An 18225-nucleotide genomic window follows, 5' to 3' on the forward strand; every position below is an offset into this window, starting at 1 on the left:
GCGGCACAGAGAACGGCCGCTGCTGACACCCGTAACCGTCGCATTCGTTATACCTGCTGTACTCGGAGGAACGTACCGGTGCGATCGAATTCGGCGATCATCTCCGAGCGTGGTGACAAGACGTTGGCGACTATGCGAATTTCGCGGCCGAAACGACTCACCACGATGACGGTCACCTGGCCGTCGGCCAGTGCGCTCCGCTCGCGGGCGGTGTCGACGATGTCTTCCAGTCGCGACAGGCCGGGTACCTCGCTGACGGTGAAATTCTCGCTGTCGAGGTCGTCGGACGCCGAAACCCGTACCGGGCGTGGTGCGCTGAGCGCGCCGAGGGTGAAGGAATAGTCGTCGAGCTGCCGCGATCGATCGGGTGGCCGAACACGCAGGCGCACAGTGGGCGCCCGAGCGGCCAGTACTTCGTCGTCGGCCAGGAACCTGGTGATCTGCGCGGGCTGGTCGTGCAAGGTCAGGCGGAACTGGGTCGAGTTCGGCGGGGTGAGGATGATGAGGTTCGCCTCGAGGTCGGTGGCGCCGGTTCGCTGGGTCAGCGCGGCGACGGCCGCCTGCGGCAGCGTGCTCACCAATCCGCCGCCCCGGGTTCGGATCCGATCCTCGAAATCGGCCCGGTCGACCGCGCCCACGCATCCACTGGTGCTGCCCGTGACGACCAGGCAGACGAGGACCCGAAACCAACCGCCACCGCGCACATCCCGAATGTTAAGCCGTGCGCACCGATCGTGCCGGTCCTCAGCCGCCGACGGGTTGCAGAACTCGCAGGATCGGGTCGTAAGCCCAGTTCAGCATGCGCTCGGCGTCCTGTCTCGCGGCGGCGCTGCTGTGGTCCGAGCTGTGCAGAACCACACCGATCAGCGGTATGCCCGCCCGGACCGTCTCGAACATCAGGCAGTGCCCCGCCGCGTTGGTGTTGCCGGTTTTGATGCCGATGGTCCCGGGATACTCGTCGAGCATGCGGTTCGTCGTTTCCCAGTGGTGCTCGCGGTTGGCGGGTCCGGCGGGAACGTGGAAATGCCTCGAACCGACGATCTCTCGGAACAGCGGCAGGTTCATCGCCCGCACACCCAGCGCCACGAGATCCGCCGGTGTGGAATAGGTGGAGTGGTCGGTGGGATAGGGCATACCGCTCGGGTCGCTGAAATGTGTTCCCGCCAAACCCATTACCCGCGCGGTGTCGTTCATCCTGGCGAGAAAACCGCCCTGCCCTGGGCCGAACGACTCGGCGACGGTGTAGGCGGCATCACAGCCGGACGGCAGGAGCAGTGCGTACAGGAGCTGGCGCGCGGTGAGCACCTCGCCCGCGACCAACCCCGCGGTGCTTCCGTTCTCCCTGGCGCAGTACGCGCTCGCTTCCTGCGGCACCGTCACCGGCCGTTCGAGATCACCGGAGACGATGACGACGACCGCCGTCATCACCTTGGCGATACTGGCGATCGGGATCGGCGTGTTCGCTTCGCGCGACCACACCACCGTGCCGGTGAGCCCGTCCGCGAGCGCCGCACCCGATGCCTGCACGCCGTCCGGCCCGGCGGCCGGCCACGGCAGCAGACCATCAGCACTGCCGGTGGGTGCGGCGGCCGCAACCCCGTGACCTGCTGCGACGATCAAAACCCCGACAGTGACGGCGTGCAACATCTTGGCGAATGTCCGCATGGCGACATTCTGGCGCACAATTGCGCCGACCTGCGGGATTTAACCGTCTCGATTCGGCCGGAGTCCGTCGGCTAGAGGATTTCGACGTAGCCGTCGGTGCCGTTCACCCGGATGCGCTGCCCGTCACCGATCAGCTCGGTGGCGTGTTCCACGCCGACCACCGCGGGGAGACCGTATTCGCGGGCGATCACCGCACCGTGCGTCATCAGGCCGCCGACCTCGGTCACCAGACCCGCGATGCCGACGAACAGCGGAGTCCAACTCGGATCGGTATACGCGGTGACCAGGATGTCGCCCGATTCGAGATCGGCCTGCGCGATATCGGCGATCACGCGAGCGCGACCTTCGATCGTCCCGGCCGACACCGCCAAACCGGGCAGTGCGCCGGTGGGCAGGTCTTCGCGCCGATACGCCCCGGTGAGCGCCTCGCCGTCGGAGGTGAGCACGCGCGGCGCGGTGAGTGACCGATACGTACCGAACGCGTCACGTCGTTCGTCGACGAGTTCCTGATCTGCCCGATGCGTGCGAACCACCTCGTGCAGTTCGTCGAATCGCAGGTAGAAGATGTCGTGTGGTTCGCGCAGTACATCTGCCTCGACCAGCCGTTCGGCTTCGCGCAGCAGCGCCTGCTTGTAGACGAAGTAGCGACAGACCATGGCGTACTTCGGGTACTCCCGGTATCCGGCGAGGGTTCGGACGCGCTCGATCATCCGCGCGGTTTCGGCAGCTTTGCATTCCCCGTCGGGCAGGGCGCGCAGGCGTCGCAGGATCTGCCGTTCCGCCTGCTCGGCATCGCGCAGGCCGTCCTCGAAACGCTGACTCCCCGCGCCCGGCCCGAAGTTCTTGATATTGCCGAGGACTGTCGAGACCAACGTGGCCGGACTCTCACTCCACCTCGGCCTGGTGATATCGATTTCGCCCGCGCAGCGCATGCCGTACTTGTCGAGGAACTTCTCGATCGCGCCTCGCGCCTCGTCACCACCCTGGTATTCGGCCAGGCCCTCCAGGAAATCCTCGTCCTCGATCTGTTCCAGGTACATCACCACCTGCGGATACGGACGGATCACATCGGCGACGTCCAGCAGTGCCAGACCCATCTCCGATGTCACGTTCCCCGGAATCGACTGGGTGAGGGCATCGGCGGCGTTCTTCTCGCCCAGCCATTCGCGCAACCGATCGTTGAGCCACTCCGTGGCCTCCATCGCGGCCATGATCACCCGCAAACCCCGGGGATCGAAGAGGACCCGCCGCAGCTCCTCCTGGATATCGGACCGGATGAAGTCGAGCAACGCCGATCCGGACCGGTTCCCGATGTCGGCCTTCAAGGCCGCCAGAGACGCCTCGCTCCGGGCGATGAGCTCGGTGACGATGTCGGGATCGGTCTCGATCGGCGCGGGCGCGACACCGAGGGGTGTGGCCGGCGCGCCGGGATCCTCGTCTGGCACCTGACGAACGAAATCACCGCGGTCGAGAACCGTCCGCAGCGCGTCGCCCATCAACGGGTCGGACTTGCCGAGTCCCTCGACCAAGGCGGTGCCTTTCGCGGGCGAGGACATCATCGCGGTGACGTCGACGAACAACCGCCCGCCCGCGTCGCGCATGGGCGCGTTGCTCGTCAGCTGCCACACCGAGATCCCCAACGGCTTCATCGCGTCGGTCATCATCTGCTGATGGCCGACCGACACGTAGACGTGGTTCTCCGTGTCGGCGGCGACCGGAATCGGGAACAAGGTGGTGATCGGCCTGCTCTGGACGACGCGGAAATCGTCACCGTCGCAACACCATTCGATGTCCTGCGGACTGCCGAAGTGCGCTTCGATTCGGCGGCCGAGGTGCGCCAGCCGCAGCACCTCGGCATCGGTGAGCACCGGCTCGTCGCGGCGCTCCGGCGCGATATCGCGCACCTGCGTTCCGCCCGCGGGCACCGACTCCACGGCAACCTTCTTGGTGGCGATCGTCTTGCCGGTGATGCGGTTGTCGCGCACCCGATACACGTCGGCGTTCACCACACCGGAGACGAGGGCCTCCCCGAGACCGAAACCGGCGTCGATGGACACGACGGTCCGGTCGGAGGTCACCGGGTCGGCCGTCATCAGGATGCCCGCGGCGCGCGCGAACACCATTCGCTGCACGACAATGCCCATCTGAATCTTCTTCTGGTCCAAAGCATTACGCAGCCGATAGGTGACGGCGCGCTCGGTGAACAACGAACCCCAGCACCGGCTGACCTGCTCGAGGATCGCCCCCGACCCCACGACGTTCAGAAAGGTGTCTTGCTGACCGGCGAACGACGCGGTGGGAAGATCCTCGGCCGTCGCACTCGATCGCACGGCGTAGGCGCCGTCGACGCCGAGCCGAGCGTGCGCGGCGAGGATCGCCGCCGCGACGTCCTCGGGAACGACCAGTTCCTCGATCGTGCGCCGCAACCGCGCACTCAGCGCGGCGATCGCCGCCCGATCCCCCGGTTCGAGGCGCGACAACTCGTCGAGCCGCTCGTCGAGCGAGGGCACCTCGGCCACCGTCCGCGCGAAGGCGTCCGTCGTCACGCAGAACCCGTCCGGCACCTCGACACCCTCGATGCGCGACAACTCACCGAGGTTCGCGCCCTTACCGCCGACGATCGCGACCTGCGTTCGATCGACCTCACCGAACTCGAGCACATAGGGCATCCGCTACTCCTCACCTGGTGTTTTCCGTCTTTCGCGAGCGATTATGGACCAGGAATCAGCGCCTCATGAGGGCCCGGAATCGTGTATACAGTAGAAGGGGGAAGGGCCACGCGTCCGTGATGCGAGTGCCCCCCGTTCGCCGCACCACGAACTCGAATGTGCACCACGTGGCCTTCGCTGTGCCGCGAACGGTCGGCGACGTCCGAGTTTCGGCGATGTTGTCGGGGTCGCCCTCGATCTGCGCGCTGCCGGGTTCGCGGTCGCGAGACCGGGTAAGCGGCACTGTGACCGAGCGAGGACTGACCCGGCAAAAGGAGCGACCCCGACATGGTCCAGGTGACGCGCACGATCAAGGCCCCGATGCACGAGGTGTTCGCGGTGCTCGCCGATGGATGGGCATACGCGAGCTGGGTGGTGGGTGCCTCCCACATCCGCGGAGTCGACGACACCTGGCCCGAGGTGGGAGCTCGCATTCATCACAGCGTCGGGATGTGGCCCTTGACCATTCAGGACACCACCGCGGTCCGCGCGGTCGATTCGCCGCACAGCATCGAACTCGATGCCAGGCTCTGGCCCATCGGCGCCGCGATCGTGCGGGTGGAGTTACGCGCCACCGGCCCCACCTCGTGTGAAGCGGTGATGACCGAAGAAGCCGTCCGCGGGCCCGGTCGACTGATGCCGCCCGCGCTACAGGCGGTGGCGCTGCGGCCACGCAATCGCGAATCGTTGTCACGACTGGCCGATCTGGCCGAGGGCGGGTACATGGACGCCAGAGAAGGCAGTCAGGAGCAGTAGTTCGTTTCGTTCGACGTACCGGGGTATGCGGTCCCCATGACATCGTTTTGGTTCACCGACGCACCGACGCCGACCCGACCACCCCTCGTCGGTGACATCGAGGTCGACACCGTGGTGATCGGGGCCGGGATCGTGGGACTGACCACGGCGCTGCTCCTGGCCGAGCAGGGCCGCGAGGTCGCCGTGCTGGAGGCACGTCGAGTCGGCGCCGTGACCACCGGCGCTTCCACTGCGAAGATCTCACTGCTACAGGGAACCCGCGCACAAGCGATCGCCCGTCGTCACGGCATCCCGGTGCTGTCGCGGTACCTGGCCGCCAATCAGGCGGGCTTCGACTGGTTGCTGGAATTCTGTCTCGGCCACGAGATCGCTACGCAGCGCGTCCCCGCCGTCACCTACGCGCAGAATGCCGACGAAGTCGCGGCGGTCCGCGCCGAGTACGAAGCCACCCGGGCGATAGGTCTGCCCACCCAGCTCGTCGACGAGCTCGAGGCCCCCTTTCCCACGCACGGGGGTGTCCGGCTCAGGGAGCAGGCGCAGGTAGACCCGGTCGCGGTGCTCGGGGCGCTCGCGACCGATATCGAGACGCACGGCGCCCGGATCTTCGAATCGACGCGCGCGCGCCGACTTCGCCGAAGCAAGTCAGGCGTCGTGATCGGCACCGATCAGGGTGAGGTATCGGCGGGCAGCGCCATCGTGGCGACCGGGTCGCCGGTCTTCGATCGGCTCGGCCTCGCCGCGCAACTGACCGCGCAGCGGTCCTACCTGGCCGCGTTCGAGGTGCCCGGCCCGATTTCACAGGAGATGTTCGTCAGCGCCGGTCAGCCCACCCGTTCGTTGCGCTGGTGCCCCACCGAGACCGACGATGTCCTGCTGGTCGGCGGCCACGGCCACGACGTGGGCCGTGCCGATTCCGAAGCCGACCACGTCGCGCAGCTGCTGGACTGGACAGATCGCTGGTTCCCCGGCGCGCGACTACTGGACCGCTGGTCCGCACAGGACTACCACCCGATCTCGGAACTGCCCTATGTCGGCGCGGTGCAACCAGGCCTCGACGAGGTGCAGTGCGCGACCGGATTCGCCAAGTGGGGCATGACCAACGGCGTCGCCGCCGCGCTGGAGCTGGTCGGACGACTGACCGATCGAGAGCCCGCATGGTCGGGCGCCTATGACGGCTGGCGTTCCGGGGCGGCGAAAACGCTGTTCGCGGGCGTGCAGGCGAACGCCGCGGTGGCTCGGCACATGTCGACCGGATGGCTCCACTTGGTGGGCCCCGACGACGGTGCGGCCCCGCCTGAAGGCGAGGGCAAGGTCGAACGTCGCGGCCTCCATCCCACCGCTCGGTGCACCATCGGCGGTGAGTCCCACGCCGTGTCGGCGGTGTGCACCCACCTGTGGGGCATCCTGAACTGGAACGATGCCGAGAAGACCTGGGACTGTCCCCTGCACGGGTCCCGCTTCGCACCGGACGGCACCGTGCTGGAGGGCCCGGCGACCACACCACTCTCCCGCTGACCTGTCGGCGGCGTCCGCGAGGCAAAAGACCCTACCGACGCTCCGCCGGTTCGACCGGTCGAGGCTCAGCTCTTGTCGGTCGTTCCGGTCCGTCGGCTGGATCCGTCGTTCTCGGCGGCCGGTCCGTCCTGCGCGTCGGCTCCGGCCGACGCCGGCCATGCACCGCGCAACCGCGATTGCGCGCCATCGTGGCCGGCATTGTCGGCGGTCGCGATGTCTCGACGCCACTGAGCGATGATGTCCAGGGGATCCATGAACTTCTCCTCCACGAGGTGGTGACGCGCTCGTGCGGCCGACGGCCGCACCGTCGTGGTACCTCGAAATTCGCGTCCCAAACAGCCACGCCCGGATTCCCCCGCCTTCGACCGTTGCCCTCGCACGAATTCGACCGTTGCCTGATTGGCTGCGCGAGGTAGGGGTATGACGCTGGCGAAGCGACCACCGATCCGGGTGGTCGCCAGCACGATTGGAGTAGCCCATGCTCGGTCTCGGTATCCTCGGATGGATCATCATCGGCGGCCTCGCCGGTTGGATCGCCAGCAAGATCATGAAGACCGACGCCCAGCAGGGAATCCTGCTCAACATCGTCGTCGGTATCGTCGGCGGCCTGCTCGGCGGGTTCCTGCTCACACTGTTCGGTGTCGATGTCGCCGGCGGCGGGCTCTGGTTCAGCTTCTTCACCTGCATCGCCGGCGCGGTCGTCCTGCTGTTCCTCGTCGGTTTGGTCACCGGACGTCGTGGCGTATCGCGTTAGTGTCCTCCTGCCTGGGTGATCCCCAGGCTTCATCAGGTGAACCCTCGGCAGCGACGACACAGAACTCGTTGCCTTGCGGCTCCCGCAGCACAGTCCAACTGAACCCGGGCAGCGAGTGTTCACCCAGGATGGTGGCCCCACGGCCACCATCCTGGGTGACCTCCGCTGCTCGGGCAGTTGTCTGGAAACACTGAACCGAAGGACCGACAACTTCCGATCCACCGAGATCGTCGGCTGCCGTGCCAAACTAACAACGTGAGCGGACCCGTGAAAAAGACCAGTCGAGCGCATCCGAACGGAAAGTCGTTGCGGGACCGCGGTGAAGTGATCGGAGCCGGGCTCCTGTGGCTGGCCAAATGGTCGCTGTGCGTCGTCGCGATCGCGCTGGGAGCCTGGGTCCTCGGCACGGTCACCGCCCGACTGTGGGTCGTGATCTTGCCCATCGCCCTGGCGATCGTGGTCACCACGATCCTGTGGCCACCGACCCGCTGGCTCACCCAGCACAAGCTACCGCCCGCGCTGGCCGCGTCGATCACCCTGCTGGGGTTCGTGGCGATGCTGGCCGGGGTCATCGCGCTGATCGTGCCCTCGGTGGCCGATCAAGCACCCCAACTCGCCGACAAAGCCACCGACGGGGTCAACCAAGTACGCCACTGGATCCAGGGGCCACCGTTGCGCGTGCGCGACGAGCAACTCGATTCCGCGGTCGACGCGATCGTGGGCCGGCTCCAATCCAGCGGCACGCAGATCGCCAACGGTGTGTTCACCGGTGTGTCTACCGCGACCTCGGTCCTGATCACCGTGTTCTTGGTCTTGGTGCTGGTGTTCTTCTTCCTCAAGGACGGCACGCGTTTCCTGCCCTGGATGCATCGGGTGTCCGGCAACCGCAGCGGCCGCCATCTCGAAGCCGTCCTGGAACGAGTCTGGGCGACCCTGGGTGGATTCATCCGTACTCAAGCGGTTGTCAGCATGGTCGACGCCGTTCTCATCGGCGCGGCACTGTTCATCCTCGATGTTCCGCTGGCGCTGGTGCTGTCGGTGATCACCTTCATCGGCGGATTCGTCCCGATGGTCGGAGCTTTCGTCGCCGGTGCGCTCGCCGTCCTCGTCGCACTGGTCGGTAACGGACTCACCACCGCACTGATCGTGCTCGGCATCGTCATCGCGGTGCAGCAGCTGGAAGGCAATGTGCTGCAACCTGTTCTGCAGAGCCGCAGCATGGAACTCCACGCCGTCATCGTGCTGCTCGCCGTCACCGCCGGCGGCTCGCTCTACGGGATCACCGGCGCCTTCCTGGCGGTACCGGTGGTCGCGATGATCGCGGTGGTCATCCGGTACATCGGCGAGCAGATCGACGCGACCACCGAACCGCCGACCGAAGACGACGAACCGGATGTCGACGGTGCCTTGGCGGCCTCGCCGTCGCCCGACCCCGCCGCCTGACCTGAGCGAGAAGGTCAGCGGCCGTCGTGTCGGAGCTCGATCGACGCCCCTGGTGGCCGCAGCGGAGTCAGCACCAGCGCGGGCAGATAGGTCCGCTCGAGTTCACCGTGCGCGAGGCGGTCGGGTTCGACAAGGCTCTGGGCCAGACCGCCCTCGCGCAGCGCGATGACAGCCCTGGTCAGGTGGTCGAGGTCGACCGGGACAGTGACATCGAACTCTCGCCGTAGAACATCGAGCAGCGGAATGAACAGCGCTCGAACTTTGGCGTCGTGGTCGGCGAGGGTCCTGGCCGCGGCGGGATTGCGAATGGCGTAGAGCGTGAATTCGGTGCTGATCAGATACCAGCTGCGCTCCTCGGGGCCGATCTCGGTCGCCGCGGCGACGAGCTCGTCGATCGTGGCCGATTGTTCCCGCAATCGGGTGAGCTTGTCGCGCAGACGTTCGATCAGCTCGGCGGCGTGGGCGTCGAACAGGGCGAAGAACAACTCGTCCTTGGAGCTGTAGTTCGAGTAGAAGGCCCCGCTGGTGTACCCGGCTCGCCCGCAGATGTCTCCGACCGAAGTCGCGCCGAATCCCTTCTCGGCGAACAGCTCCCGTGCGGCTTGCAGCAACTTGGCCTGAGTTCGGGGACGGCGTTTGGTCGGACCCTTCGGCATGCGCGCCTTCTCCTCCATAGGGCTGTGGCCTTGACCACACCTTCGTCGCCTGTCAGGATACACACCACTATCGGATAGCGATCTCTATCCGATAGGAATGCTGTCGAGTGAGAGGTGCGACCATGACCGAGACGTTGCCCGAGGAGTTGGCCGCGGCCGTCGGACCACAGACCGCCAGTGCGCAGATTCCGCTGCCGCCGACATTCGAGTCGATCGAGGTGGAACGCACCTACCGCAAGCAGCAATTGGCTGCCGGTTTCCGACTGTTCGGCCGTTTCGGTTTCAGCGAAGGGGTGGCCGGGCACATCACCGTGCGTGATCCGGAGAACCCGCAGTGGTTCTGGGTGAACCCGTTCGGCATGAGTTTCCACCACATCACCGCCTCGGACCTGATCCTCGTCGACCACGAGGGCAACGTTCTTGCTGGAAACGCACCGGTCAACCGCGCGGCGTTCGTGATCCATTCCCAGGTCCACAAAGCACGCCCGGACGTGATCGCCGCGGCCCATTCGCATTCGATCTACGGCAAAGCGTTCTCGTCGTTGGGTATTCACCTCGACCCGATCACCCAGGACGCGTGTGCGTTCTACCAGGATCACGGCCTCTACACCGACTACCGAGGCGTGGTGAACGAACAGGAGGAAGGCGAACGCATCGCCGCCGCTCTGGGTTCGCACAAGGCCGTGATCCTGCAGAACCACGGCCTGCTGACCGGTGGCGGTTCGGTGGCCGAGGCAGTGTGGTGGTTCATCACGATGGAACGCTCCTGCCAGGCCCAACTGCTGGCGATGGCGGCGGGCACCCCGAAACTGATCGACCACGACGTCGCGGTGACCAGCCACGCCCAACTCGGCAGCCCACTTGCCGGATGGTTCCAGGCCCAACCGCTGTTCACCCAGATCATGCGCAGCGATCCCGACCTGTTGGACTGAGCGCCGACCAGGCCGGTCCGCGCGACGATCAGGGTTTGCGGCCGATACCTGCCCAGTACCAGGCGCTGTCGGCCTCGGCGACGGCGGCGGGGCGGTCGATGAGTTCGGGTCGCCAGGCGGCGACGGGGACCAGGCCCGGATCTATGAGGGTGGTTCCGGCGAACAACTCACTGGTGGCGGCGTTGCTGCGGGGGTGAAAGGAGATACCCGAGGCTTGTGCGGCCGCCTGCACTCCGGCCATCGCCTCGGGTGCGAAATCAGCGGTGGGATGGGTGATCACGAGGTAGCTGCCGGAGGGGACGGCGTCGAGGAGGGCGGCGATGACCTCCTGGGGACGGTCGTTGTCGGCGAAATACATCATGATCGCGACGAGCATGATGGCAACCGGTTCATCGCGGTCGAGGGTGTCGGCGAGGTCGGGGTGGTCGAGGATGGACCGCGGGTCGTGCAGGTCCGCGTGAATGAATCGAGTGCGCCCCTGCGGGGTGCTGCTCATCAACGCGCGGGCGTGGGCGAGCACGATCGGATCCTTGTCGACGTAGACGACCCGCGCGTTGGGATCGAGCTGCTGAGCGACCTCGTGGGTGTTTCCGGCCGTGGGGATTCCGGTCCCGATGTCGAGGAATTGGGTGATGCCCGCTTCGCCCACCAGGTGCCGAACCGCTCGGCTGAGGAAGGCGCGGTTGGCGCGCGCCATCGTCTTGATAGCAGGAACATGCTCAGCGATCGCATCGCCGAGCGCCCGGTCGGCGGGGTAGTTGTCCTTGCCCCCGAGCCAGTAGTCGTAGACGCGTGCTTCGTGGGCGATCGTGGTGTCGACGTCGGTGGACAGGGCACCGGAGGCGTTGTCGGGCATGGGATCTCTGTTCTGATCGGTGTTCGCTACAGGGAGAGGTCGACGGTGGAACAGGTGGTTCGCAGCGTGTCCAGCAGCTGCGTGGTCCGCTCGGGCGGATAGGCACAGACGCACAGCCGATCCCAGGCCGAGTTGAAGCGGTCCAGCTCGGCGGGCTTGTCGAGGAACTGGGGTCCGGCGAGATGGAGATAGTGCGCGATATCGCTCAACTCGGGCGCCGCGAAACGCAGCATGGTGAAAGGGGTTCCACTGATGGCCGGTCCACCGATGTGATCGGGTAGCACCTGCACGGTGATATTGGGACGCTGCGCCAACTCGGCGAGATGGTCCATCTGTCCCTGCCAGATCTGCGCCCCACCGAGCGGTCGGCGCAGCGCGGCTTCCTCGATGACGAACCAGGCCCGGGGCGGATCCGCGCGGGTGAGCAGTCGCTGCCGCCGTGCCAGCAATTCGATGCGTCGCTGGATATCAGCGGCCGGTTGGCGGTCGGCGATCGCGAAGATGGTGTGCGCGTAGGAGGGCGTCCACACCAGATCCGGCATCAAGCTCGGCGCGTAGGAGCGGATCAGGGAGGCGGCTTCCTCGAGTGCCAGGTAGGTGTCCGGTCGCGAGGCCGTCAGATCCGTGCCCGCTTGCCACCGCCCGGTCCGGTTGGCGCGCTCCACCAAGTGCCGGTATTCGTCACGCAGATCGGCATCGCGCACCCCGTACGCGGTCAGCAGATCGTCGACATCGACGGCGCGGAAGCTGACTCGACCGGCCTCGAGTCGACTGATCTTCGAATGGGAAGCACGGATCACCCGCCCGGCGGCATCCCCGCTGATACCGGCCGACTCACGCAAACGCCGCAGGCGCACCCCGAGCACCCGGCGGAGCAAGGCGGGGTCCTCATCCGAATCCTGCCCTGCGCACACGCCGGCGACGGCGGTCAAATCCTCGCTCACGGCCACTCCTGTCGGCATGCAACGTCCCGAACCTGAGTGTGCCACAACCTATTACACCTCGATACCGGACGCCGTGCACGTGCAGATGCACGTGCAAGCCGTTAGGCTGTGCGGTGGGATCAGTAGGGATTCCCGTTGGGGGGCTTGCAATGGAGATCGGTAGCACGGCTGCGGGATTCGCCGCGAATCCGGGCGGCAGGGTCGGGATCGCCGAGGTTGTCCGGTCGTACGGGATCGACCGGGTCCGCGCCAGGATCGAGCAATTGCGCGGCGCCGGGATGCACTACGCAGCAGCGGCAATCGAGCGCGAGCTCATGGACGCTCGGCTGATCGAACCGCCACCGGCCGGCCGCACCCGATGCGAACGGCAACAGGCCGCGCTCGTCCACCGGTGATCCCTCGCCGACAGCCTCGGTAGCTGGGCCAGGGGCATGCTCAGAGTTGGGCGATCACCAAGGCGACACAACCGATCAGCGGCGGAACCAACTGGATCAGGGCCGGACGGGCCTTGGCGGGTGACGACGCCAGCAGCACCACCCCGGCGGCCACCATCGAACCCGCACCGGCCAGCACCAGCGCGAGCCCTGTTCCCTTGTCGCCGAACGCGGTGAACCCCATTCCGATCGCCGCGACAACGGCCAGGAAGAGGTTGTAGAACCCCTGATTGAAGGCCATCTCCTTGGTGGCTTCCGCGTCTGCCGCCGACATCGCGAACGTCGCTCGCGTCCGCGGCGCTGTCCACTGCAGCGACTCCATCACGAAGATGTAGCCGTGCACCAGCACAGCCACTCCGGTGAAGACCAACCCGATCGCGGTCATCGATCCGCCCTTCGCCGCGGCCCGGCACCCGCCGAGCTTCCGCGGCGATTATCACCCACCGGACCCGGCGCGCGGCTCCGACTCGCGGTCGGCCAGGGCAACGAATTCAGCAACCTGCTCGAGCGGTTCGGTGCACGCGGCGCGCAGTTGTCCACCGCATCCGGTCGGTACCGCAAGCCGGAGTGATCAGCTGCGGGCCGACCGGTTCTCCAGCTTCGACGTCGCTACCCACTTTCGGGGGTACCGGCAAGTGTCACACTGGATCGAAACTGTGACCCAACTTACAGAGCACAGACTGAAGAAGGTCAACGATGACACCCACCACCCCCTCCGGCGTCGATCCCGCCGCGGTGGCGCACTCCATCGAGGAGTGGCTGCACACCTTCGCCGCACCCGATGCCGATGTCGCCGCACTGCTCGTCGACCGCCGCGACCCCGACGCGGTCGCGTTCACCGTCGTCGAGTCCGAGGGCGAACGCCTGATACCGGTCGAGCTCACCTACGGTGACCTGGCCGAACGCTCCCGACGTTTCGCGACCGCACTCGCCGCTCGGGGGATCGGCCGCGGCGATCGGGTCGGGGTGCTGATGGGCAAACGCGCAGAACTGGTGATCGCGCTGGTCGCCATCGCCCGCCTCGGCGCGGTCTACATCCCGCTGTTCACTGCCTTCGCCGCTCCCGCCATCGAGATGCGCCTCACGGCCGCGCGGGCACGGGTCGTGGTCACCGAACCCAGCCAGGTCGGCAAGCTCGACGGGCTCGAGGTCACGACCATCGTCGCCGGTGAACAGTTCGACCGGCTCGTCGACGAATCCATGCCGACCACCGAGACGGTGGCCGTGGGTGGTGACGCACCGCTGATCCTGCTGTTCACCAGCGGAACCACCGGCGCACCGAAGGGTGTGCCGATTCCGGTGCGCGCCCTGGCCGCCTTCGCCTGTTACATGACATACGGCCTCGACGTCACCGACGACGATGTCTTCTGGAACGCCGCGGACCCGGGGTGGGCCTACGGCCTCTACTACGGCGTGCTCGGCCCGATGGCCGTCGGGCGGCCGAATCTGCTGCTGCACGCCGGGTTCTCCGCCGCGGTGACCGCGCGCGTCCTCACCGAGTTCGGTGTCACCAACTTCGCCGGTGCCCCGACCGTCTACCGCACCTTGAGCAAGGACCCCAGCATCGACGGCTTCGCGCTGCGACGCGCGTCCTCCGCCGGTGAGCCGTTGACCCCGGACGTCATCGGATGGGCGCGCACAGCGCTGGGCACCGAGGTGCGCGACCACTACGGCCAGACCGAACACGGCATGTTCATCAACAACCACTGGCACGACGCACTGCGCGCGCCCGTGGTTCCGGGCTCGATGGGATTCGCGATGCCCGGCTTCGCGACCGGCATCGTCGACGGCCAGATCGCCATCGACGTCGCGTCCAGCCCACTGATGTTCTTCACCGGCTATCTCGACGCCCCGGACAAGACCGCGCACCGATTCACCGAGGATCGCGCCTGGTATCTCACCGGAGATACCGGCCACGTCGACGAGAACGGCCGCTTCTGGTTCACCGCGCGCGATGACGACGTGATCATCATGGCCGGATACCGCATCGGTCCGTTCGAGGTGGAAAGCGTGCTCATCACTCACCCCCAGGTGGTCGACGTGGCCGTGGTCGGCCGACCGGACGAGCTGCGCGGGGAGGTTCTCGAAGCCTTCGTGGTGCTCGGACCTGGCATCGACGGTTCCGACGAGTTGACGGCCCAGTTGCAGCAGCTGGTCAAAACCGGTTTCGCCGCGCACGCCTATCCCCGCGTCGTCCACTATGTCGACGAATTGCCCAAGACCCCCAGCGGCAAAGTCCAGCGGTTTCTGCTGCGGCAGCGGTAGGGCCACCGAGCGCCGGTGTCGGTACTTTGGACCCTAGGCGTCATCACTATCGTCCTGAGGAGACCGCCCGCCGCATGACCGATTCCGCGCCCAGCTCGGCGCATCCGGGCACCAGCCCCGACGCCCGGAGGCTGCCGACCGTCGAAGACCTCGACGCCGGCATGGCACGCGCACTTCATCGCATCCGGGTGGCGACCGGCGTTTCGCTGGCGTTCGGCGGGCGCGTTCTCGACTCCGGCCAGATTCGCCTCCAGCACTTCGCAGGTCCCACGGCCGGTGCGCTCAACGGGCTCACCCTGACAGCCAACGAAGGCCTGGGCGGTCGGTCATTGGCCCTCATGCGTTCCTTGGCGGTCTCCGACTACTTCGAATCCGATCGCATCACCCACCGCTACGACCCCGTCATCCGTGTCGAAGGCTTGAAGTCGGTGGTCGCGATGCCGCTCATCATCGCCCGGCGCCCGGTGGCGATCATCTACGGAGCGTTCCGAGGCACCCAGGTGATCGGCGACAGAATCCACGACGCCATCACCCAGGAGGCGCGCGCGCTCGAGCACGAACTCGTCGTGCGCACAGCCATCACGTCCCGCGAACCCCAACCCGACCACAGCCGACTCCGCGAACAGGTGCGGATCGCCCACAACCAACTGCGCCTGCTGAGCCACACGGTCGCCGAACCCGAACTGCGACAGGCGATCGAGCAGATCTCACGTCAACTGGCCCGCGCCGACAACCCGTCCACCGACACGCACTCGACCCTGACCTCCCGTGAGATCGACATCGTGAGCCTGGCGGCCGTGGGTCTGCCCAACCGGCAGATCGCCGTCACCCTCGGGCTGTCCGTTCACACGGTCAAGAGCTACATGAAGACGGTGATGTCGAAAATGCACGCCACCACCCGCCTCGAAGCAGTCGTCAACGCCCGCCGCGCCGGCCTCATCCCCTGACCTCACTGCGTCGACGCCGTTACCGCCTGGCTCCAGCGGCAACGTGTGCCCACCGATGAGTCCGACAGCGACGCTCCGTCTACTCGCAGGAAGCGGTCATTCAAGGGCTCCTCGCGACAAACCTCGTCGACGACCTCTTCTTGACCGTCGTCCCCACAACGCTGGGCAGCGGCCTGCGCCTGCTCCCGGACGGCTACACGTCGACCTGGCAACTCGCCACCGCCACCACCTTCCCCACCTCCGGCACCGTTTCCCTGCACTACCAGCGCGCATCGGTCCACGGATGACCCCGCCGTCGTTCTCCAAGCACCACTGATGGGCTTCGAGGACGAGGAATTCGATTGTGACAGCCCACCACTGGCGCTCTCCCCCACCGACGCCCACCAGTTCTGGTTCTTGCACCGAGGCCATGCTTGCGGGCTCGGTGCCGCCGCGTGGGAGGTCTTGACCGGATCTCGTGGCCGTCTAGGTGTACTGATCGGTACCGTGCTGCGCGAAGCGGGCGATGGCGTGAGCGAGCGCTTCGCCCATGGCGGGGCTGCCGGTGTGGCCGGAGTCGTCGATGACGTGCAGGCGGGCATCCGGCCAGACTTTCGCGAGTTCCCACGCAGTTTCGAGTGGGGCGCTGAGATCGAGGCGGCCGTGGATCAGTTCGCCGGGGATCCCGGCCAGCCGCCCGGCCTCGCGCAGCAGCACGCCTTCATCGAGCCACGCCGCGTGCGCGAAGTAGTGCGTGCAGATCCGGACGAAGGCGAGCATGGCGGTGTCCGGTTCGGCGCTGTACTGCCCGGGGCTTCCCATGGATTCGTGCGCTATCACCGCGTCCTCCCAGCGACACCACTCGTTCGCGGCATCGCGGCGCATTTCCGGGCTCGGGTGCTCCAGCAGCTGCCGGTAGCCCTCGACCGGGTCACCGTCGCCAGGCAGCGCGGCCTGGAACCGCTCCCACTCGGCAGGCAGCAGCCGCGCGAGACCCCGGTACAGCCAGTCGATCTCGCGGCGGCGGGTGCTGGTGATCCCGACCAGCACGATCCCGGTGACTCGTTGCGGGTACCGCTCGGCGTAGGCGAGGATCAGCGTCGAACCCCAGGATCCGCCGTACAACAGCCAGCGCTGGACGCCGAGGTGAGTGCGCAACCGCTCCATGTCGGCGATCAGGTGCTCGGTGGTGTTCACCGCCATACTCGTCCGGGGGTCGGCGGCACTCGGGATGCTCTGCCCGCAACCACGCTGATCGAACTGCACGATTCGAAAGATGTTCGGATCGAACACCTTCCGCGCTCGCGGACTGCTCCCGCTGCCCGGCCCGCCGTGCACCACCAGCACCGGACGCCCCGCGGGGTTGCCGCTGGTACACCAGTACACCTGGTTTCTGTCACCGACATCGAGCATGCCATCGGCGTACGGGTCGATCGGGGGAAATGACAGCGGCACGGTTGCCGAGATTATCGGACCCGCACGGGATCGAAGATTGCGCGGCTGAGCTGATAGGAGCGACTGGGCGAGTCCGCGCGGAGATTCCTGCGTGGTCATGTGCCAGACGGCACGAGCGGTGGACCCTTCACCGAACCATGCGGGGCGCAATGGCTTCGATGGCAGCGTTCCCGAGGTAGTCACGGAACCCGCGTCAGCGCGCGGGGCCGAGGATCGAGTCGACCGCCGCGTACAGGGTTGCGGTTTCTCGTTGTAGCAGCGAGTCGTCGGCGGGTAGGGCTCGCTCGATCGAGAGGCCGTTGAGGACAGTGTTCAGAAATGCTGCGCGCTGGGCGTTGTCGCCTTCGGGCACGGCACCTTCCCGAGTGAGCAGCGCGAGCCAGTGTTCGACCCTGCGTTGCCCCTCGGCGGCCAGGGCGAGGTACGCCGTGCGGATGTCGGCGGTGGGTTCGGGGGCGACGAAAGCGTCGAAGAATGTGATCCAGGCTTGTCGCGCTTGTTCGCCGACTTCCACGGCCAGCACCTGTCGCAAGCATTGAACCAACCGGTCGCGCGCGGGCACCGAGCGATCCTCGATGATCCGATCGTCGGTGGTGACAATGTCGTAGATCGTGTGGAGAACAGCGTCACGTAGTGCGCGCTGGGTCGGAAAATGGTGGCGTAGCGATCCCATGCTCACCCCCGCTCGCGCCGCGACGGTCCGCACGCTCAGCGTGGATGCCGGATCCTCGTCGATCATCTCGCAAGCCGCGATGATGATCTTGGCCCTCGAGTCGAGTTCACCCTCGTTGCGCTCGGCCATCTCACCTCTCACCTCTTCCAACACACCGTGCTAGCACAGTGTGCTAGTTTCGGGTCACGGCTCCAACAGTACAGCGTGCTGGTCGCTGACGATTCCATGGAGCGGCGAATTCTG

At 66.7% G+C, this 18225-nt stretch carries 19 protein-coding genes; 8 read left to right on the forward strand and 11 right to left on the reverse strand.

The genetic code is table 11. The features are described 5' to 3' along the window. Positions 1–47 precede the first annotated feature (47 nt). The 3 genes from ACFWUR_RS14355 to rph form a co-directional block, all read right to left on the reverse strand. The gene (locus tag ACFWUR_RS14355) at positions 48–704 is read right to left on the reverse strand and encodes a hypothetical protein (RefSeq protein WP_378906761.1); all 657 of its coding nucleotides are present in this window, start codon (positions 702–704) and stop codon (positions 48–50) included. A gap of 40 nt (positions 705–744) precedes the next feature. Then, positions 745–1665, reverse strand: coding sequence for a D-alanyl-D-alanine carboxypeptidase family protein (locus tag ACFWUR_RS14360; protein WP_378906763.1), 921 nt, complete (start codon positions 1663–1665; stop codon positions 745–747). A gap of 71 nt (positions 1666–1736) precedes the next feature. Continuing rightward, a complete protein-coding gene (gene rph / locus ACFWUR_RS14365) occupies positions 1737–4334 on the reverse strand; it encodes a rifamycin-inactivating phosphotransferase (protein WP_378906765.1) in 2598 nt (865 codons plus the stop codon). A 327-nt stretch (positions 4335–4661) separates the two neighbouring features. Between rph and ACFWUR_RS14370 the strand changes: the two genes are divergently transcribed. Together ACFWUR_RS14370 and ACFWUR_RS14375 are read left to right on the forward strand one after the other, a co-directional pair. Next, positions 4662–5129 carry an SRPBCC family protein gene (locus ACFWUR_RS14370; RefSeq protein WP_378906767.1) on the forward strand — a complete coding sequence of 156 codons (468 nt, stop codon included), beginning with the start codon at positions 4662–4664 and terminating at the stop codon, positions 5127–5129. Positions 5130–5165: 36 nt separating this feature from the next. Beyond that, a complete protein-coding gene (locus tag ACFWUR_RS14375) occupies positions 5166–6644 on the forward strand; it encodes an FAD-dependent oxidoreductase (protein WP_378906769.1) in 1479 nt (492 codons plus the stop codon). Positions 6645–6709: 65 nt separating this feature from the next. Here ACFWUR_RS14375 and ACFWUR_RS14380 read toward each other — a convergent pair whose 3' ends face one another. Next, entirely contained in the window at positions 6710–6898 is a 189-nt protein-coding gene (locus tag ACFWUR_RS14380) for a hypothetical protein (protein WP_378906771.1), read from the reverse strand. Positions 6899–7122: 224 nt separating this feature from the next. Between ACFWUR_RS14380 and ACFWUR_RS14385 the strand changes: the two genes are divergently transcribed. Beyond that, complete coding sequence (locus ACFWUR_RS14385) at positions 7123–7398, forward strand: GlsB/YeaQ/YmgE family stress response membrane protein (RefSeq protein WP_378906773.1); 276 nt, start codon at positions 7123–7125, stop codon at positions 7396–7398. Between the two features lie 255 nt (positions 7399–7653). Further along, positions 7654–8841, forward strand: a complete 1188-nt coding sequence (locus tag ACFWUR_RS14390) for an AI-2E family transporter (protein ID WP_378906775.1) — start codon at positions 7654–7656, stop codon at positions 8839–8841. A 14-nt stretch (positions 8842–8855) separates the two neighbouring features. Here the strand turns inward: ACFWUR_RS14390 and ACFWUR_RS14395 are convergent, their stop codons facing one another. Further along, positions 8856–9497: a TetR/AcrR family transcriptional regulator gene (locus ACFWUR_RS14395; RefSeq protein ID WP_378906777.1), complete on the reverse strand. Its 642-nt coding sequence runs from the start codon at positions 9495–9497 to the stop codon at positions 8856–8858. A gap of 122 nt (positions 9498–9619) precedes the next feature. Here ACFWUR_RS14395 and ACFWUR_RS14400 point away from each other — a divergent pair, with 122 nt between their 5' ends. Beyond that, entirely contained in the window at positions 9620–10429 is an 810-nt protein-coding gene (locus ACFWUR_RS14400; protein ID WP_378906779.1) for a class II aldolase/adducin family protein, read from the forward strand. A 28-nt stretch (positions 10430–10457) separates the two neighbouring features. Here the strand turns inward: ACFWUR_RS14400 and ACFWUR_RS14405 are convergent, their stop codons facing one another. From ACFWUR_RS14405 to ACFWUR_RS14420, 4 genes are all read right to left on the reverse strand, one after another. Beyond that, positions 10458–11285 (reverse strand): SAM-dependent methyltransferase, encoded by an 828-nt coding sequence (locus tag ACFWUR_RS14405; RefSeq protein WP_378906780.1) that lies wholly within the window; start codon positions 11283–11285, stop codon positions 10458–10460. 26 nt (positions 11286–11311) lie between these two features. Beyond that, the gene (locus tag ACFWUR_RS14410) at positions 11312–12229 is read right to left on the reverse strand and encodes a helix-turn-helix domain-containing protein (protein ID WP_378906782.1); all 918 of its coding nucleotides are present in this window, start codon (positions 12227–12229) and stop codon (positions 11312–11314) included. A 119-nt stretch (positions 12230–12348) separates the two neighbouring features. After that, complete coding sequence (locus ACFWUR_RS14415; RefSeq protein WP_378906784.1) at positions 12349–12618, reverse strand: hypothetical protein; 270 nt, start codon at positions 12616–12618, stop codon at positions 12349–12351. Positions 12619–12664: 46 nt separating this feature from the next. Then, complete coding sequence (locus tag ACFWUR_RS14420) at positions 12665–13048, reverse strand: DUF1304 domain-containing protein (RefSeq protein ID WP_378906786.1); 384 nt, start codon at positions 13046–13048, stop codon at positions 12665–12667. 311 nt (positions 13049–13359) lie between these two features. Here ACFWUR_RS14420 and ACFWUR_RS14425 point away from each other — a divergent pair, with 311 nt between their 5' ends. From ACFWUR_RS14425 to ACFWUR_RS14435, 3 genes are all read left to right on the forward strand, one after another. Continuing rightward, positions 13360–14928, forward strand: a complete 1569-nt coding sequence (locus ACFWUR_RS14425; RefSeq protein WP_378906788.1) for an AMP-binding protein — start codon at positions 13360–13362, stop codon at positions 14926–14928. Positions 14929–15002: 74 nt separating this feature from the next. Continuing rightward, positions 15003–15875, forward strand: coding sequence for a response regulator transcription factor (locus ACFWUR_RS14430; protein ID WP_378906790.1), 873 nt, complete (start codon positions 15003–15005; stop codon positions 15873–15875). Positions 15876–16015: 140 nt separating this feature from the next. After that, a complete protein-coding gene (locus tag ACFWUR_RS14435) occupies positions 16016–16162 on the forward strand; it encodes a hypothetical protein (protein ID WP_378906792.1) in 147 nt (48 codons plus the stop codon). A 178-nt stretch (positions 16163–16340) separates the two neighbouring features. On the opposite strand, the gene pip is transcribed toward ACFWUR_RS14435, so the two are convergent. Both pip and ACFWUR_RS14445 read right to left on the reverse strand, forming a co-directional pair. Beyond that, positions 16341–17309 (reverse strand): prolyl aminopeptidase, encoded by a 969-nt coding sequence (gene pip, locus ACFWUR_RS14440; protein WP_378906794.1) that lies wholly within the window; start codon positions 17307–17309, stop codon positions 16341–16343. A gap of 193 nt (positions 17310–17502) precedes the next feature. Beyond that, on the reverse strand, positions 17503–18111 hold the full coding sequence (locus ACFWUR_RS14445) for a TetR family transcriptional regulator (RefSeq protein ID WP_378906796.1): 609 nt from the start codon (positions 18109–18111) through the stop codon (positions 17503–17505). Positions 18112–18225: the final 114 nt, after the last annotated feature.

Source organism: Nocardia sp. NPDC058633, from assembly GCF_042717045.1.
GTDB lineage: Bacteria > Actinomycetota > Actinomycetes > Mycobacteriales > Mycobacteriaceae > Nocardia.

Bases quoted from the DNA above. Each gene is read 5' to 3' on its own strand.
- ACFWUR_RS14360 (WP_378906763.1), bottom strand. From the start codon at position 1,665: ATGCGGACATTCGCCAAGATGTTGCACGCCGTCACTGTCGGGGTTTTG.
- rph (WP_378906765.1), bottom strand. From the start codon at position 4,334: ATGCCCTATGTGCTCGAGTTCGGTGAGGTCGATCGAACGCAGGTCGCG.
- ACFWUR_RS14370 (WP_378906767.1), top strand. From the start codon at position 4,662: ATGGTCCAGGTGACGCGCACGATCAAGGCCCCGATGCACGAGGTGTTC.
- ACFWUR_RS14375 (WP_378906769.1), top strand. From the start codon at position 5,166: ATGACATCGTTTTGGTTCACCGACGCACCGACGCCGACCCGACCACCC.
- ACFWUR_RS14380 (WP_378906771.1), bottom strand. From the start codon at position 6,898: ATGGATCCCCTGGACATCATCGCTCAGTGGCGTCGAGACATCGCGACC.
- ACFWUR_RS14385 (WP_378906773.1), top strand. From the start codon at position 7,123: ATGCTCGGTCTCGGTATCCTCGGATGGATCATCATCGGCGGCCTCGCC.
- ACFWUR_RS14395 (WP_378906777.1), bottom strand. From the start codon at position 9,497: ATGCCGAAGGGTCCGACCAAACGCCGTCCCCGAACTCAGGCCAAGTTG.
- ACFWUR_RS14400 (WP_378906779.1), top strand. From the start codon at position 9,620: ATGACCGAGACGTTGCCCGAGGAGTTGGCCGCGGCCGTCGGACCACAG.
- ACFWUR_RS14405 (WP_378906780.1), bottom strand. From the start codon at position 11,285: ATGCCCGACAACGCCTCCGGTGCCCTGTCCACCGACGTCGACACCACG.
- ACFWUR_RS14420 (WP_378906786.1), bottom strand. From the start codon at position 13,048: ATGACCGCGATCGGGTTGGTCTTCACCGGAGTGGCTGTGCTGGTGCAC.
- ACFWUR_RS14425 (WP_378906788.1), top strand. From the start codon at position 13,360: ATGACACCCACCACCCCCTCCGGCGTCGATCCCGCCGCGGTGGCGCAC.
- ACFWUR_RS14430 (WP_378906790.1), top strand. From the start codon at position 15,003: ATGACCGATTCCGCGCCCAGCTCGGCGCATCCGGGCACCAGCCCCGAC.
- ACFWUR_RS14445 (WP_378906796.1), bottom strand. From the start codon at position 18,111: ATGGCCGAGCGCAACGAGGGTGAACTCGACTCGAGGGCCAAGATCATC.